General features: G+C 67.7%; 9 protein-coding genes. 6 read left to right on the top strand and 3 right to left on the bottom strand.

All coding sequences use genetic code 11. The features are described 5' to 3' along the window. Positions 1–131 precede the first annotated feature (131 nt). The 3 genes from VNW53_RS16905 (at position 132) to VNW53_RS16895 (ending at position 7,927) form a co-directional block, all read left to right on the top strand. A complete protein-coding gene (locus tag VNW53_RS16905; RefSeq protein ID WP_325557016.1) occupies positions 132–2,948 on the top strand; it encodes a TonB-dependent receptor in 2,817 nt (938 codons plus the stop codon). A gap of 478 nt (positions 2,949–3,426) precedes the next feature. Next, positions 3,427–6,231 (top strand): TonB-dependent receptor, encoded by a 2,805-nt coding sequence (locus VNW53_RS16900; RefSeq protein WP_325557015.1) that lies wholly within the window; start codon positions 3,427–3,429, stop codon positions 6,229–6,231. Between the two features lie 229 nt (positions 6,232–6,460). Further along, the gene (locus tag VNW53_RS16895) at positions 6,461–7,927 is read left to right on the top strand and encodes an MFS transporter (RefSeq protein WP_325557014.1); all 1,467 of its coding nucleotides are present in this window, start codon (positions 6,461–6,463) and stop codon (positions 7,925–7,927) included. Positions 7,928–7,940: 13 nt separating this feature from the next. Here the strand turns inward: VNW53_RS16895 and VNW53_RS16890 are convergent, their stop codons facing one another. Then, a complete protein-coding gene (locus VNW53_RS16890; RefSeq protein ID WP_325557013.1) occupies positions 7,941–9,167 on the bottom strand; it encodes a TetR/AcrR family transcriptional regulator in 1,227 nt (408 codons plus the stop codon). A gap of 150 nt (positions 9,168–9,317) precedes the next feature. Beyond that, positions 9,318–10,727: a helix-turn-helix domain-containing protein gene (locus VNW53_RS16885; RefSeq protein WP_325557012.1), complete on the bottom strand. Its 1,410-nt coding sequence runs from the start codon at positions 10,725–10,727 to the stop codon at positions 9,318–9,320. 162 nt (positions 10,728–10,889) lie between these two features. Here VNW53_RS16885 and VNW53_RS16880 point away from each other — a divergent pair, with 162 nt between their 5' ends. Together VNW53_RS16880 and VNW53_RS16875 are read left to right on the top strand one after the other, a co-directional pair. Beyond that, positions 10,890–12,482 carry an isocitrate lyase gene (locus VNW53_RS16880; protein WP_325557011.1) on the top strand — a complete coding sequence of 531 codons (1,593 nt, stop codon included), beginning with the start codon at positions 10,890–10,892 and terminating at the stop codon, positions 12,480–12,482. 131 nt (positions 12,483–12,613) lie between these two features. Next, positions 12,614–14,776, top strand: coding sequence for a malate synthase G (locus VNW53_RS16875; RefSeq protein ID WP_325557010.1), 2,163 nt, complete (start codon positions 12,614–12,616; stop codon positions 14,774–14,776). A gap of 136 nt (positions 14,777–14,912) precedes the next feature. On the opposite strand, the gene VNW53_RS16870 is transcribed toward VNW53_RS16875, so the two are convergent. Then, on the bottom strand, positions 14,913–15,692 hold the full coding sequence (locus VNW53_RS16870) for an SDR family oxidoreductase (protein ID WP_325557009.1): 780 nt from the start codon (positions 15,690–15,692) through the stop codon (positions 14,913–14,915). Between the two features lie 165 nt (positions 15,693–15,857). Here VNW53_RS16870 and VNW53_RS16865 point away from each other — a divergent pair. Next, positions 15,858–17,513 (top strand): 3-hydroxyacyl-CoA dehydrogenase NAD-binding domain-containing protein (locus VNW53_RS16865; RefSeq protein WP_325557008.1); only part of this gene is annotated, 1,656 nt, incomplete at its 3' end.

The following is a 17,513-nucleotide window of genomic DNA, read 5'->3' as shown; positions in this document are numbered from 1 at the left end:
ACAAACCGTGTTTTCGAAAGCGAGTTGTATTTTTGCCTCAGGGTGGTTGACGCCTCGGTGAGGCTCAGCCAGTGGGAAGAAAAATAGGCTGTTTTCTTTTCCTGGCCGCGAGGCCCACTGGGGAGGTTCAATTGAATAACAAGGTTCGCCTTTTGGCGTCCGGCGCGGTGCTGTTCGCCATGGCGCTCGGGACATCCGCCCACGCCCAGACCACGGCCGCCGCGGCGCCGGCCGCCGCTGCGGGCGGCACCATCGAAGAACTGGTGGTCACCGCCGAAAAGCGGTCGCAGAGCCTGCAGGACGTGCCGGTGGCCATCTCGGCCTTCTCGTCCGCAAAGCGCGACCTCCTGGGGATCAACTCCATCCAGGACATGACCAACTTCACGCCGGGCCTGAACTACACCAGCGCCAATGACCGGCCGAGCCTGCGCGGCATCGGCCGCCTGACCAACGCCCACCCGGTGGCCGTGCCGGTCGCGGTCTATGACGACGGCATCTACACGACCTCGACCGTGACGGCCGGCAAGACCCCGATCTTCACCGACCGGGTTGAAGTGCTGCGCGGCCCGCAGGGCACGCTGTATGGCCGCAACTCCATCGGCGGCGCGATCAACGTGATCTCCAGGCGCCCGACCGAAGACCCCTACGCCGAAGTCCGCGGCACCATCGGCAACTACGGCCGCACCCTGTTCGAGGCCGCGATCTCCGGGCCGCTGGCGCCCGACCTGCAATATCGCCTGGCCGGCAACTGGGAAAAGCAGCGCGACGGCTACTTCACCAACGTCGTCCCCGGCATGCCTTCGGAAGGCAATGTCGTCGACCAGTACTACATCGAGGGCCAACTGCAGGCGAAGTTCGGCGACAAGGCCGACGGATGGGCGCGCGCCTATGTCTCCGGGTGGAACAACGGCGCCGGCGGCCCCGGCGCTCGCGCCGGCTACACCGCTGCTCCGTATAGCTTCAGCGAGTTCGGCACCCAGAACGTCAACGCGGGCTTCGCCTGCGCGCCCGGCGGCGTCGTGGCCAATGTGGTCAACACCTCGCCGACCGGCTGCGTGAACCCCGCCTCGACCGACCCGCGGAAGTTCGCCAGCAACGTGGCCCAGACCGTCTCGCTGGACGACGCCTACGGCATCGCGGTGAACTACACCTACCACCTCGACGGAATGGACCTGAAGTACGTCGGCGGCGGGATCAACTACCACTACACCCTGTTCTCGGATAACAGCGGCACCAACCAGCCCGGGTCGATCAGCTCGTTCCAGATCCCACTGCGCACGGCGGCTTCAGGCGCGCCGGCCGCCACCTGCTCGCCGACACTCGTCGCCGTCGGAGTCTGCTCGCCGCTGACGATCAACCCGACGGAGTCGTCGACCTACGCCGAGGACTACCACAACATCAGCCACGAGATCAGCCTGGGCTCGAGCAACAACGGCCCGCTGCAGTGGATCGGCGGCGTCTACTACTACAAGGAAGGCTACAAGCAGCCGGTCTTCACGACGCTCGCCAACCAGACCCAACTCGCCGGGACGATCCTGTCTCCGACCGGCGCGGTGGCCCAGGACTTCCAGGGCCGGCTCTACGACGACCGGCCGCAGTTCGAGGAGGAATCCTACGCGGCCTACGGCCAGGTCGACTGGAAGTTCACCGAAGACTGGAAGGCCACGCTCGGCCTGCGCTACAGCCACGACAGGCTGCAGGGCACCGAATCCGTGCGCGTGATCTGCTTTGCGGTCACGGCCTGCGGCACCACGCCGGAGCTGCTGGGCTCGCTCACCCCGCCGATCGATGTGACCGGGGCCGTGAGCTATACCGGCGGCGTGCCGAAGGGCGTGGTCAACAACGGCAAGCCCGGCGGCATCACCTTCACGCCGGACGGCTTCGCCACCCGCAGCTACGACCACACCTGGACGGCCACCACCGGCACCGCCGGCCTGCAGTGGGATCCCGCGCCGGGCACCATGATGTACGCCCGCTACAGCCGCGGCTACCTGATGGGCGGCATCAATTCCGGCGTCACCAGCGTGCTGGGCCAGTTCCCCTTCACCGACGCCGAGCATGACAACGACTACGAAGTCGGCATCAAGAAGGACCTCTTCCACAAGACCCTGCAGATCGACCTGGCGCTGTTCTGGGAAGACCTGAGCGGCTATCAGGCCCCGCTGACGGTGGTCGCCAACACCGGCAGCCTGGCGGTCAGCCAGAGCCAGTACCTGAACATCCCCAAGGCGGTCAGCCGCGGGTTCGAGCTGGAAACCACCTGGATCCCGATCGATCACCTGAACATCCTGTTCAACTACTCCTTCACCGACGCCATCGTTCAAAGCCTGTCGGGCATCATCGATCCGAGCGATCCCGAAGCCCTCGCGGCCGGCGCCAAGCCGCTCACCGCCCTGCAGACCTGCACGGGCACCAACCCGGCCCAGCCGGGCGGCAACGCGCTCTGCGACGTGAACACCGGCCTGGTGCAGCGGGCGCAGAACCTGAGCGGCAACAGCCTGCCTCAGTCGCCCAGGAACAAGATCGCGCTGTCGGCGACCTACACCTGGGAAACCGACCGGGGCTCGCTGTCGCCGTCGGTCAGCTACATCTGGCGCGACAAGCAATACGCCGGCGTGTTCACGCGCTCGTACAACGAGGCCCCGTCGTGGAGCCAGACCGACGCGCGGGTCACCTGGAAGGACAAGGACAACAAGTACTCGATCATCGCGTACGTGAAGAACATGTTCGACCAGCTCGGCTATGACGGCGGCGCTTCCAGCACCCGCGTCGCCGGCGTCTATTCCGCCGCCACCATCGCGGCGGCCGGCATGACCCCGGGCCTGCCCGGCGTGATCCCGGGCACCTTCAACGCCGTGCAGAAGACGCCGGGCTTCAACGGCATCGCCACCAGCTACAACCTGACCCCGCCGCGCACTTTCGGCGTGGAATTCCAGTACCGATTCTAGAAACTAAATCAGCCGTCCTCCCGGCTTTTTGGGGCGCGCCCGTCAAGGGCGCGCCCTTGTTTTTTTGGGCTGAATCTGTGGCGGCCATGCCGACTTTTGGAAAAATGCCGTTCTGTCAGAGCGAAAATCGTTGACGCTCTCGAAGCCCTACCTCAGGTTCGCCGAACAATAGGATCAGGTGACTGCGGCCGAACGGCTGCGGAACGCCTGACGAAGTCGTCGAAAAGGGCGGCAAGGGAGGACAACATGGGGCAGGGGCGGCTTCAGGCCGGGCGCGCGATCGCGAGTTCGCACCGCCACGCCATGACCTGCGCCCCGTCGCATCCGGACCTGCCGAACAATTCGAGCCATCCAACCGACGGCGTCGCAGCCTGCGGATCCCGCACCTGCGCGGCCGGCGAGGCGCAATAAACCTATAATTTAATCAAGGGCCTATCAGGCCGCTGGGGAGGATAAGTTGCAACACAAGGTTCGCCTGTTGGCGTCAAGCGCACTGCTGTTCGCCGCCGTTCTTGGGACGTCGGCGCACGCTCAGACCAAGCCCGCGGCGACCGCCGCGGCGGCCGGCACCATCGAAGAGTTGGTGGTCACCGCCGAAAAGCGGTCGCAGAGCCTGCAGGACGTGCCGGTGGCCATCTCGGCCTTCACGTCCGAGAAGCGCGACCTCCTGGGGATCAAGTCGATCCAGGACCTGACCAACTTCACGCCGGGCCTGAACTACACCAGCGCCAACGACCGCGCCTCGCTGCGCGGCATCGGCCGCCTGACCAACGCCCACCCGGTGGCCGTGCCGGTCGCGGTCTATGACGACGGCATCTACACCACCTCGACGACCACCGCCGGCAAGTCGCCGATCTTCACCGATCGGGTGGAAGTGCTGCGCGGCCCGCAGGGGACGCTCTACGGGCGCAACTCCATCGGCGGCGCGATCAACGTGATCTCCAAGCGCCCGACGGAAGACCCCTACGCCGAAGTCCGCGGCACCATCGCCAACTATGGCCGCACGCTTTTCGAAGCCGCGGTCTCCGGGCCGCTGGCGCCCGACCTGCAGTACCGCCTGGGCGGTAGCTGGGAGAAGCAGCGCGACGGCTACTACACCAACATCGTCCCCGGCATGCCCTCCGAGGGCAATGTCATCGACCAGTTCTACGTGGAAGGCCAACTGCAGGCGAAGTTCGGCGAGCACGCCGACGGCTGGATGAAGGCCTTCGTCCAGGGCTGGAACAACGGTTCCGGGGGCCCCGGCGCCCGGGCCGGCTACACCAATGGCCCGGCCAATTTCTCGGAATTCGGAGCCCAGAACCTCAGCGCCGGCTTCGCCTGCGCGCCCGGCGGCGTGGTCGCCAATGTCGTCAACACCAGCCCGCTGGGCTGCACCAACCCGGCGCTCACCGGCGACCACCGCAACTTCGCGACCAACGTCGCGCAGACGGTTTCGCTGGACGACACCTATGGCCTGTCGGTCAACTTCGCCTACCACTTCGATGGCTTCGACGTGAAGTACATCGGGGGCGGGCTGAACTACCACTACACCCTGGTTTCGGATAACTCGACGGCCGGCTCGGTCACGTCGTTCCAGGTCCCGCTGCGCACGGCGACCGCGGGTCCGCCCGCCGCCACCTGCTCGCCGACCCTCGTCGCCATCGGCGTCTGCACGCCGCTGACCTTCCAGGCGATCCAGAGCTCGACCTACCAGGAGGACTATCACAACTTCAGCCACGAGCTGAACATCGCCTCCAGCGGGACCAGCGCGTTCCAGTGGCTGGGCGGCCTCTACTACTACAAGGAAGGCTACAAGCAGCCGGTCTTCACCACCGAGCCGAACAACGCCGCCCTCGACGGGACGGTGAACGCGGCCGTGGCGCCCCTGACGGGCGCCGTCGGTCGTGACTTCCAGCGCCGCATCTATGACGACCGTCCGCAGTTCGACGAGGAATCCTACGCCGGCTTCGGTCAGGTCGACTGGAAGTTCACCGACACCCTGAAGCTGACGGTCGGCCTGCGCTACAGCCACGACAAGCTCACCGGCACGGAGGCGGTGCGGCTGATGTGCTTCGCCACCACCGCCTGCGGCACCACGCCGGAACTCCTCGGCAGCCTGACGCCGCCGGTCGACGTCACCGCGGCCGTCGTCTACGGCCCCCTGCTGGGGCTCACCACGGGCACGGTCGTTCCCCCGCCGGCGGGTGTGGTGAACAACGGCAAGTCGGGCGGCATCACCTTCACGCCCGACGGCTTTGCGACCCGCAACTATGCCGCGAGCTGGTCGGCGACCACCGGGACGGCGGGCCTGCAGTGGGATCCGGCGCCCGGCACCATGTTCTATGGCCGCTATAGCCGTGGTTACCTGATGGGCGGCTTCAACTCCGGCGTGACCTCCTCGGCGGGCCAGTTCCCGGAGACCAACCCGGAGCACATCAACGACTACGAAATCGGCATGAAGAAGGACTTCTTCGACCGCACGCTGCAGGTGAACCTGGCGGTCTTCTATGAAGATCTCCGCGACTTCCAGGCGCCGCTCACCGTGGTGTCCACCAGCGGCCAACTGGCCACCAGCCAAAGCCGCTACCTGAACATTCCGAAGTCGGTCAGCCAGGGCGTGGAGCTGGAGGTGAACTGGGCCCCGGTCGAGCACCTCAACGTCCTGTTCAACTACTCCTACGACGACGCCCATGTGGTCAGCCTCTCCGGGATCGTCGATCCGTCGGATCCGCAAGCCCTGGCCTCCGGCGCCAAGCCGCAAGGGGCCTTGGCCGCCTGCGGGACCGCGGTCGGCATCTGCGACGTCAACACCGGCTTCAACCAGCGCACCCAGGACCTCAGCGGCAACAGCCTGCCGCAGAACCCGAAGAACAAGGTGGCGGTCGCGGTCACCTACGCCATCGAGACCGAGCGCGGCACCCTGGTCCCGGAAGTCTCCTACATCTGGCGGGACAAGCAGTACGGCACGATCTTCGAGCGCTCGTACAACGAGGCCCCGTCGTGGGATCAGTGGGATGGACGGCTGACCTGGAAGGGCAAGGACAACCGCTACAGCATCATCGCCTACGTCAAGAACGCCTTCAACACCCTGGGCTACGACGGCGGCTCGACGAGTTCGCGCTATTCGGGCATCTATTCGGCCTCGACGATCGCGGCGGCCGGGATGACCGCCGGCTTGCCCGGCGCGATCCCGGGCACGTTCAACGCCGTGCAGAAGACCCCGTCCTTCAACGGCATCGCGACCACCTACGCCCTGACCCCGCCGCGGACCTTCGGCGTGGAGTTCCAGTACCGCTTCTGAGACCCCGGAATTTCCGGATCGGAGGGCGCGCCTGCAAGGGCGCGCCCTTTGTTTTTGCGGCAGGATCTGACGGTCGACATCCCGGCCGTTCGAACCTTTCGGCGCCGCGGGATCAAAGCCGTTGACGGCCCTGTGAGCCTACCGCACGGTCGGTGCAGACAGAGCGGGCGCGACCCCGAAGGGGCCGGAAGTCCGACGAGCGCCGCCCCCGCGGCAGGAGGACCCCGGCGTGTCCGCTGAACCCGCAATCCATCCTGCCGCCCGGCGCCTGAGCCTGCCCACCAAGCTGTTCTACGGCCTGGGCTCGGTGGCTTTCGGAGTGAAGGACAACGGCTTTCAGACCTTCCTGCTGATTTTCTACAACCAGGTCGTCGGCCTGCCGTCGGCGACCGTCGGCTTCGCGATCATGATCGCGCTGGTTTTCGACGCCTTCCTGGACCCGATCACCGGCCAGATCTCGGACAACTGGCGATCCAAGTGGGGCCGGCGACACCCGTTCATGTACGCGGCCGCCGCGCCGGTCGCGATCACCTACCTGCTGATCTGGAACCCGCCGCATGGCTGGAGCCAGGGCGCGCTGTTCGTCTATCTCATCGCGACGGCGGTCCTGATCCGCACCTTCATCACCGGCTATGAAATCCCGTCGACGGCGCTCTCGGCCGAGCTGACGGCGGAGTACGACGAGCGCACCAAGCTCCTGAACTACCGCTTCCTCTTCCAGTGGATCGGGGGATTGTTCATGTATTTCATGGCTTTCAAGGTCTTCCTGAGGCCTGACGCGGCGCACAAGGTGGGGCAGCTCAATCCGGCCGGCTATGCCGCCTACGGACTGGCCGCCGCCGGGGTCATGCTCTTCGCGATCCTGGCCTCGGCGCTGGGCACGCACCGCCAGATTCCCTACCTGCGCCAGCCGCCGCGGCGCGAGGTCACGCTGGGGGTCTTGGCGCGTGAGATGTTCACCACGCTAGCCCATGGCTCGTTTCTGGCGATGCTGGGGGGCACGCTGTTCTTCGCCATGGCCGTAGGCCTCGGCTTCTCCATCGGGCTCTATTTCCAGACCTACTTCTGGGAGCTGTCAGCGGCCCAGATCTCGATCTTCACCTTCTCCAGCCTGACTGGCGCGGCCCTGTCCTTCGTGGTCACACCCCTCCTGTCGAAGGGTCTCGGCAAGAAGGCCGGCGCCCTTACGATCATCCCCATCGCGGGCATGTGCGCTATCGGGCCGATCAGCCTGCGCCTGGCGGGTCTCCTGCCGCCCAACGGGTCGCCGGTGATCTTTCCGATGTTGTTGGCGCTGGGCGTCGCGACCGTCTGCCTCGGCACGGCCGGCGCAATCCTGATGGCGTCGATGATCGCCGACATCGTCGAGGACTCGGAACTGAGGACCGGCCGTCGCTCCGAAGGCCTGTTCTTCGCCGCCGCGGCCTTCATCAACAAGGCGGTCAGCGGCATCGGCATCTTCGCCTCGGGCATGTTGCTGGCGGCGATCCACTTTCCGCAGCATGCCCGCCCGGGCCAGGTCGACCCGCAGATTGTCCGGAACCTCGGGTTGATCTATGCGCCGGTCACGATCGCACTTTACGGCCTCGCGCTCTTCTGCCTCACCCGATACGGGATCACGCGCCAGCGGCACGAAGAGACGCTCCGCGAACTCGTGGCAAAGGCCGAGCGGGTCGCAGAGGGGATCGAATCCTAGAGCGCATCAGGGTCTAGCGCGAGAAGACGCCCATCAGCAGCGGCCGGGCGAAGACCGCCGGCGCCGCCTTCTGGCTCACGTCCGGCACCCAGGCGCCGAGCTCGCCGCAGGCGTTCACCGTGGCGTTCAGCATCTGGGCGGCCACGAACGGGTCGACCGGGCGGATCGAGCCCTCGGCGATGCCGTCCGAGATCATCGAGGCGAAGCGGTCGGAGACCTTGTCGGACTGCTGCACCATCTCGCGCCGGATGGCCTCGGGCAGCGCCGCGAGCGCCGAGGTCCGCAGTAGCGGCCCGTGCTCAGAGAGCTGGTATTCGGCCAGCGCCGCGGCGGCGCTGGACAGGCGGGTCCACTGGTCGCCGGGCAGGGTCAGCGCCTGGCGCTGCACGCGGGTCATGACGTCGAAGGTGCGCTCGAAACAGGCCACCACCAGGTCGTCCTTCGCGTCGTTGTGGTGGTAGAAACTGCCCTTGGTGACGTTCAGCTCGGCGGAGATCTTGTCCACCGAGGCGCCGCGGTAGCCGCGGGCGTTGATCAGCTTGGTGGCGGCGGTCAGGAAGGTCTCGCAGGCGATCTCCTGGCGGCCGCGCGGCGCGGCCTCGGCGATCGGGACCGGCTGCGGCGCCCAGACGGAATTGTCGGCCGCCAGCCCCGCGGCCAGGACGTCGTACATCCGCTCGCACACCCGGCCGTAGTCCTCGGGGTCGTATTTGGGCAGCCAGGCCGCGGCCCAGAAAAGCTGGTTCAGCAGCATGTGGGTGCGGGCGGTGCGCCGGCCGCGCGACAGCCAGGCCAGCTCCGGCGCCTCGAAGATCTGCCGCACGCGGCGGAACATCTTCAGATAGGCCGCAGAGACCTCGCCGCGCTGGGGCATGGACAGCGCCCGCAGGTCGGAAAACAGCGGCAACTGCGGCGCCTCGCCGAGCGCCGCGCGGCGCATCCGCTGCAGGTAGAGCCGCAGCAGGGCGTGCAGCCGCTGGGCGGGCGTCGGCTCGGCCAGCGCGACATTGACGATCTCGGTCAGGCTGTGGACGCCGCGCAGCATCACCGCCGCGGCCAGGTCGTCCTTTCGTCGGAAGTAGTAGGTGACGCTGGTGGTGGACAGGTCCACCGCCGCCGCCGCGATGCCAAGGGTCAGCCCCTTGACGCCACGCGCATTCAACAGCGCCGTCGAGGCGTCCAGAATCGCCTCGCGCTTGCGCTCGAACCGGTCCGTGGACTGGATCGCCGCCTGAGCCATGTTTCGCTTCCCAGCACTCTTATCCGGGAATGTGTTTCATTCCCGATATTTTCGATGATTTGTGCACGGAAATTAGCGTTACGCCAGTCACTTAGCGCGTGTCCGCCGATGCAATTCCGTAACCCGTTCGCCGAACCCGGCGGGGCGGGCTCAACTGTCGGAAAAACCGAACGGCAGGCTGGTGCGGCGGATGTCGTCCGGCAGGATCAGGCGGCCGATCGGCGGCTCGGAGCGGGCGGTGCATTCGGTGCGCTGGCAAAGCCGGCAGGTGACGCCGATCGGGGTCGCGGTGTCCGGTCCCGGCGCGGCGGGATCGGCGGCGTAGATCAGCTTGCTGGCGTGCTCGGCGGCGCAGCCCAGGGCGATGGCCCGCTCGACCCGGGGCGCGCCGAACGCCCCGCCGCCGGCGGTCACCGTGCGGGCGATGGAGAAGAATCGCTGGCCGTCCGGCAGCTCCAGCCACTGGGTGACGATCTCGCGCGGGGTGCGGAAGGCGTGGTGCACGCTCCACAACGGACAGCCGCCGCCATGCCGGGCGAAGGGAAAGCCGGCGCCGTCCAGGCGCTTCGAGACATTGCCGGCGGGGTCCACGCGGATGAAGAAGAAGGGCACCCGCTCCTGGCCGGGCTTCTGCAGGGTGGTCAGCCGGTGGGCGGTCTGCTCGAAGCTGCAGCCGAACTGGCGGGCCAGGGCCTCCACGTCGTAGCGGCGCGCCTCGACGGCCCGGGCGAAGGCGGAGTAGGGCATCAGCACGGCCGCCGCCGCGTAGCTGGCCAGGGCCCGCCGCGTCAGCCGCTCGCCGCTCTCGCTGGCGAAGCTGCCGCCGGCCAGCACCGCGCCGATCTCCTCGCCCAGTTCCAGGTAGCAGAGCTGCAGGGCGAGCTGGAAGGCCTGGCTGGCGGCGTCGAGGCTGTCGTCCAGCAGGATCTCCTGGCGGTGGCGGTCGAGCCGGCGCGTCGAGCCGACCATGAAGCTCGGCGGCACCCGGCGGACCTTGAGGTCGTGCCGCTCGCGCAGGTAGCCGGCGAAGTTCTCCCGCGCGCCCACCGCCTGGGCCAGCCGCTCGGCGGCGTCGTCCAGGGTAGGGAAGCTGTTGCGCCGCGCCGCCAGGAAGCGCCGCGAGTCGGCTACCGGATCGGCGGCGTCGTCGGCCTCGTCGCCCCGCGTCCCGGCCTCGCGGTCGGCGAAGGCGAGCTGGCCTTCCTGATAGGTGGTGTAGAGGCGCAGCATGGCCTCGGTGATCCCCGGATAGTTGGTGGCCATGTCGGTGAGGTCGTTGGGCGCCCACTCGAGGCCGGCGAAGATCGGGTCCTTCAGCACCCCCTGCAGGCGCGCGGTATCCTCCGCCGCCCCGCTGCCCAGCGCCGTCACGTCGATGTCGTAGGTCTGGGCGAGCTTCAGGAGCAGGCCCGCGGTCAGCGGCCGGTTGTTGCGCTCCAGAAGCGCGATGTAGGAGGCCGAAACCTCCAGGGCCGCGGCCATGTCCGCCTGGGTCAGGCCCAGGTCGCGCCGCATCCGCCGCAGTCGGGGGCCGACGTAGAGGCCGCGTTCCATCGCCATATCAACTCTGTCCGCCGAGAACCTTACAGAGTTACACCACAGATCTGTAAAGTTTTACAGCTCAACCTTGCGGCCTCTCCACAGCCGGGCCGTCCGCGCGTTAGGGCGATGGCAAGTTCCGGGGGCGCTCTCGCGTCCCCGCTCCAGACGCGGAAGAGGCAGATGGCTTACCAGGACCACATCATCGAGATGAGCCAGCTCATCAAGGGCAAGAACGGCGCGTGGGACGGCATCGATCCCGAGGGCGTGGCCCGGATGCGCCTGCAGAACCGCTTCAAGACCGGCCTGGAGATCGCCAAGTACACCGCCGGCATCATGCGCCAGGACATGGCCGCCTACGACGCCGACCCGGCGAACTACACCCAGTCGCTGGGCTGCTGGCACGGCTTCATCGCCCAGCAGAAGATGATCTCGATCAAGAAGCACTTCGGCTCCACCAAGGGCAGGTACATCTACCTTTCCGGCTGGATGGTCGCGGCCCTGCGCTCCGACTTCGGTCCGCTGCCGGACCAGTCGATGCACGAGAAGACCTCGGTGCCGGCCCTGATCGAGGAGATCTACACCTTCCTGAAGCAGGCCGACGCCCGCGAGCTGGGCGGCCTGTTCCGCGACCTCGACGCCGCGCGCGACGCCGGCGACGCCGCCAAGGAAGAGAAGATCCAGGACGCGATCGACAACTTCCAGACCCACGTCGTGCCGATCATCGCCGATATCGACGCGGGCTTCGGCAACGCCGAGGCCACCTACCTGCTGGCCAAGAAGATGATCGAGGCCGGGGCCTGCGCCCTGCAGATCGAGAACCAGGTCTCCGACGAGAAGCAGTGCGGCCACCAGGACGGCAAGGTCACCGTCCCGCACGACGACTTCCTGGCGAAGGTGCGCGCCTGCCGCTACGCCTTCCTGGAGTTGGGCGTCGACAACGGGATCATCGTCACCCGCACCGACTCGCTCGGCGCCGGCCTGACCAAGCAGATCGCCGTCAGCCGCGAGCCCGGCGACATCGGCGACCAGTACAACTCCTTCCTCGACTGCGAGGAGATCTCGCCGGCCGACATGAAGAACGGCGACGTGGTGCTGAACCGCAACGGCAAGCTGCTGCGGCCCAAGCGCCTGCCCTCCAACCTGTTCCAGTTCCGCGCCGGCACCGGCGAGGACCGCTGCGTGCTCGACTCGATCACGTCGCTGCAGAACGGCGCGGACCTGCTGTGGATCGAGACCGAGAAGCCGCACATCGAGCAGATCGCCGGCATGATGGACCGCATCCGCGCGGTGATCCCCAACGCCAAGCTGGCCTACAACAACAGCCCGTCCTTCAACTGGACGCTGAACTTCCGCCAGCAGGTCTATGACGCCTGGGCCAAGGCCGGGAAGGACGTCTCCGCCTACGAGCGCGAAAAGCTGATGAGCGTCGACTACGACACCACGGCGCTGGCCATCGAGGCCGACGAGAAGATCCGCACCTTCCAGGCGGACGCGGCCAAGCGGGCGGGCATCTTCCACCACCTGATCACCCTGCCGACCTACCACACCGCGGCGCTGTCGACCGACAACCTGGCCAAGGAGTATTTCGGCAGCCAGGGCATGCTGGGCTACGTCCAGAACGTCCAGCGCGAGGAGATCCGCCAGGGCATCGCCTGCGTCCGCCACCAGAACATGTCGGGCTCGGACATCGGCGACGACCACAAGGAATACTTCGCCGGCGAAGCGGCCCTCAAGGCCGGCGGCGTCCACAACACGATGAACCAGTTCGCTTAAGGCCTCAGCGCCGGAAGGGGGCCTCGAAAGGACCTTGGCTCCCGCCTCAGGGCGGGGGCCTTTCTTTTTCCTCCGCCCCCGGCATCTTTCACGCCTTCGATCGCTTCGCCCCCGACGCCACCGGTCCCGCCATGGAAATCTCCCCCAGCCTTTCGGTCGACGACCTCCTGCACGCCTTCGTGGAGGGCGAACTTCTGCCTGGGACGGAGGTCACGCCGATCGCCTTCTGGTCGGCGCTGGAGGCCATCCTGGCGGACTTCACCCCGGCCAACGCCGCCCTGCTGGCGCGCCGCGACGACCTGCAGGCGCAGATCGACGCCTGGTGGCGGGCGCGGCGGGGCCAGCCCCTGGACCTGGCGGAGGAGACCGCCTTCCTGCGCGGGATCGGCTACCTCCTGCCCGAGCCCGCGGGCTTCCGGATCGCCACCGAGAATGTCGACCCCGAGATCGCGAGATTGGCCGGGCCGCAGCTCGTCGTGCCGGTCTCCAACGGCCGGTTCGCCCTGAACGCCGCCAACGCCCGCTGGGGCAGTCTCTACGACGCCCTCTACGGCACCGACGCCCTGGAGCCGCCGACCGGCGCGAAGGGCTACGATCCGGCGCGGGGCGCCAAGGTGGTGGCCTACGCCCGCGCCTTCCTCGACCGGACGGCCCCGCTGGCCCACGGTTCACATGCGCAGGCGAGCGCCTATGCGACGTCGGCCGGGCGGCTGGTGGTGAGCCTGCGGGACGGAACCCAGACCGGCTTGGCCATGCCCGAGCAGTTCGTCGGCTGGCGCGGCCCGGCGGAGGCGCCGCAGGGCGTGCTGCTGCGCCACAACAGCCTGCACCTGGAGATCCTGATCGACCGCCAGCATTCGATCGGCAAGGACGATGCGGCGGGCGTCGCCGACCTCCTGGTGGAAGCCGCGCTCACGGCCATCCAGGATTGCGAGGACTCCGTCGCGGCCGTGGACGCCGAGGACAAGACGGGCGTCTACCGCAACTGGCTGGGCCTGATGCGCGGCGACCTTGTCGCCACCTTCGCCAAGGGCGGCCAGACCGAGACGCGTCGCCTGGATGCCGATCGCACCTATCAGGCCGCGCTCGGCGGCGAGCTCATCCTGAGCGGCCGCAGCCTGATGCTGGTGCGCAACGTCGGCCACCATATGCTGACCGACATGGTCCGCTATGAAGGCCGACCGGTCTATGAGACCGCCGTCGACGCCTTGATCACCGTGGCCGCCGCCCTGCATGACCTGAACGGCGCCCGGCGGAACAGCCGCGCCGGCTCGGTCTATGTGGTGAAGCCCAAGCTGCACGGGCCGGACGAGGTCGCGCTGGCCGTGCGGCTGTTCGACCTCGTGGAGGACGGCCTGGGTCTCGCCCGCAACACCGTCAAGCTCGGCATCATGGATGAGGAGCGCCGCACCAGCGCCAACCTCAAGGCCTGCATCCACGCCGCGCGCGAGCGGGTGGTGTTCATCAACACCGGCTTCCTCGACCGCACCGGCGACGAAATCCACACCGCCATGGAGGCGGGGCCCGTGGTGCGCAAGGAAGCCATCAAGGCCGAGCCCTGGCTCCCGGCCTACGAGAAGCGCAACGTCGAGATCGGCCTCGCCGCCGGCTTCCCCGGCCGCGCCCAGATCGGCAAGGGCATGTGGGCGGCGCCCGACCGGATGCAGGCCATGCTGGCGGCCAAGATCGGCCACCCGAAGTCCGGCGCGAACACCGCCTGGGTGCCGTCGCCCACCGCCGCGGTGCTGCACGCCCTGCACTATCACGAGGTCGATGTCGCGACCTTGCAGGCGCGGATGATCGCGAGCGCGACCACCACCGGCCTCGATGACCTGCTGACCCCGCCGCTCGCGAAGTCCAACTGGAACGCCGCCGACGTACAGCAGGAACTGGACAACAACTGCCAAGGCATCCTGGGCTATGTGGTCCGCTGGATCGACCAGGGCATCGGCTGCTCCAAGGTCCCCGACATCCACGACGTGGGGCTGATGGAGGACCGCGCCACCCTGCGCATCTCCAGCCAGCATATCGCCAACTGGCTGCATCACGGCGTCTGCACCGAGGCCCAGGTGCGCGAGACCCTCGCCCGTATGGCCAAGGTGGTTGACGCCCAGAACGCCGGCGACCCGGCCTACAGCCCGATGAGCCCCGACCCGGCGGCCAGCGTCGCCTTCCAGGCGGCCGTCGATCTGATCTTCGAAGGCCGCGTCCAGCCGAACGGCTACACCGAGCACATCCTCACCGCCCGCCGCCGCGAGCGGAAGGCGGAGCTGGCGGCGATCCCTCCTCTTTAGGGGAGGGACAGATCGCGAAGCGATCAGGGTGGGGGAATCACGCTCAAGCTCGGACGTCGGAGTCCTGGCCCCCACACCCCCACCCGTCCGAGGCTTCGCCTCGTCCACCCTCCCCTAAAGAGGAGGGATGATGACTTCAGAGCCCCCCGGTCATCGCCAGCGCCACGCCGCCGTCGACGGCGATGGTGTCGCCGACCACATAGTCGCCAGCCGGGCTCGCCAGGTAGATGGCCGCGCAGGCCATGTCCTCGTCCTTGCCGATGCGGCGCGAGGGGATGCGCTTGGCCACTTCCTCGCCCTGGTCGCGGGCCACCCGGTTCATCTCCGAGGCGAAGGCGCCCGGCGCGATGGCGGTGACCGCGATGTGGTCGGCGATCAGGGTCGCGGCCATCCGGCGGGTCAGGTAGATCAGCCCGGCCTTGGAGGCGTGGTAGCTGTAGGTCTCCTGCGGATTGAGCCGGATGCCGTCGATCGAGGCGATGTTGATCACCTTCGACGGCCGCTCGTGCGTGCCGGCTTTCTTGAGCGCGCCGTGCAGGGCCTGGGTCAGGAAGAAGGGCGACTTCAGGTTCAGGTTCAGGACCTTGTCCCAGCCGCTCTCCGGGAACTCGTCGAAGGCCGCGCCCCAGGCGGCGCCGGCGTTGTTGACCAGGATGTCGAGCTTGTCCTCGTGCTCCAGGAACTTGGCGACCAGGGCCTTCACGCCCTCCACGGTGGAGACGTCCTGCGGCAGGGCGATGCAGTTGGGACCCAGCTCCTCAGCGGTCTCGATGCAGGCCGGCGCCTTGCGCGAGGAGATGTAGACCTTCGCGCAGCCGGCCTCCAGGAAGCCGCGGGCGATCATCTTGCCGATGCCGCGCGAGCCGCCGGTGACGAGCGCCACGCGCCCCTTCAGTGAGAACATGTCGAGCATCATGGGCGCATCCCCTTCGTTGACGCGGCCAGCGCCGCTTTTGCCTCGGCAAATCCCCTCGCACATTTGACTTGGAAGGGTCCAGCGTGGCCTGTAACAAGCGTTTGAATTCTTGCGGTCGCCCACCCAGATGAACGAGGCGCCGCGGCAAATCCCAGGGAGCCCAGCATGGCCGAGATCAATTCGGTGACCACCCTCACCCAGGAGGGCGACGTCGCGGTCATCACCCTGAACTCGCCGCCGGTGAACGCGCTCTCGGCCAAGGTCCGCGAGGGGCTGTTCGAGGGCTTCAAGGCCGCCAACGCCTCCGACGCCAAGGCCATCGTGCTGATCTGCGAGGGCCGCACCTTCATCGCCGGCGCCGACATCACCGAATTCGGCGGCGCCATGGCCGGCCCCAGCCTGCAAGAGGTGCAGGACATGATGGAAGGCTCGCCCAAGCCGGTGATCGCCGCCATACACGGCACCGCGCTTGGCGGCGGCCTGGAGGTCGCGCTCTGCGCCCACTACCGCGTCGCGGTGCCGTCGGCCCGCGTGGGCCTGCCGGAAGTGGCGCTTGGCCTGCTGCCCGGCGCCGGCGGCACCCAACGCCTGCCGCGGATCGTCGGCGTCGAAGCCGCCCTCGACATGGTCACCTCCGGCCGCCACGTCCCCGCCAGGCAGGCCCTGGCCGTCGGCCTGGTCGATGAGATTGTGGAAGAGGGCAAGCTCAAGGAAGGCGCCCTGGCCTTCGCCCGCAAGGCGGTCGCCGAGGGAAAGCCCCTGGTGAAGGTGCGCGACAACAACGCCAAGCTCGAAGCCGCCAAGGGCCAACCCGAGATTTTCGCCGATTTCCGCAAGGCCAACGCCCGCAAGTTCCGCGGCTTCATGGCGCCGGAAAACAACATCAAGGCCGTCGAGGCCGCCGTGAATTCCGCCAGCTTCGACGACGGTCTCAAGGCCGAGCGCACGCTGTTTAGCGAGCTGATGATGGGCGCCCAGTCGGCGGCCCAGCGCTACTATTTCTTCGCCGAGCGCCAGGCCAACAAGATCCCCGACGTGCCGGACGACACGCCGATCCGGCCGATCAAGAAGGTCGGAATCCTGGGGGCCGGCACCATGGGCGGCGGCATCGCCATGAACTTCCTGAACGCCGGCATCCCGGTGACCATCGTCGAGGTGCAGGAGGCGGCCCTGGAGCGCGGCCTCTCCACGATCCGCAAGAACTACGAGCGCTCCCGCACCGCCAAACCCGAGGAGACCGAGGCTCGGATGGCCCTGCTTTCCGGCTCGCTGGACTTCGACAAGCTTGCCGACTGCGACCTGATCGTCGAAGCCGTCTTCGAGCGGATGGACATCAAGAAGGACATCTTCGCGCGCCTCGACAAGGTGGCCAAGCCCGGCGCCATCCTGGCGTCCAACACCAGCTACCTCGACATCGACGAGATCGCCTCGGTGACCAGCCGGCCCCAGGACGTGATCGGCCTGCACTTCTTCTCGCCGGCCAATGTCATGAAGCTGCTGGAAGTGATCCGCGGCGAGAAGACCGCCAAGGACGTCATCGCCACCTCGATGAAGCTCGCCAAGCAGATCGGCAAGATCGCCGTCCTGGCCGGCGTCTGCCCCGGCTTCATCGGCAACCGGATGCTCTCCCAGCGCCAGCGCGAGGCCCAGAAGCTGGTCATGGAAGGCGCCATGCCCTGGGACATTGACCGCGTGCTCTACGACTTCGGCTTCCCCATGGGCCCGTTCGCCATGAGCGACCTGGCCGGCCTCGACATCGGCTGGGTGAAGGAGAACTCCAAGGGCGAGACCATCCGCGACGTGCTCTGCGAGATGGACCGC

Origin of the sequence: Phenylobacterium sp., from assembly GCF_035569475.1 — a bacterium.
Taxonomy (GTDB): Bacteria; Pseudomonadota; Alphaproteobacteria; order Caulobacterales; family Caulobacteraceae; genus Phenylobacterium.
This window is presented reverse-complemented; position numbering and strand designations above follow the sequence as displayed.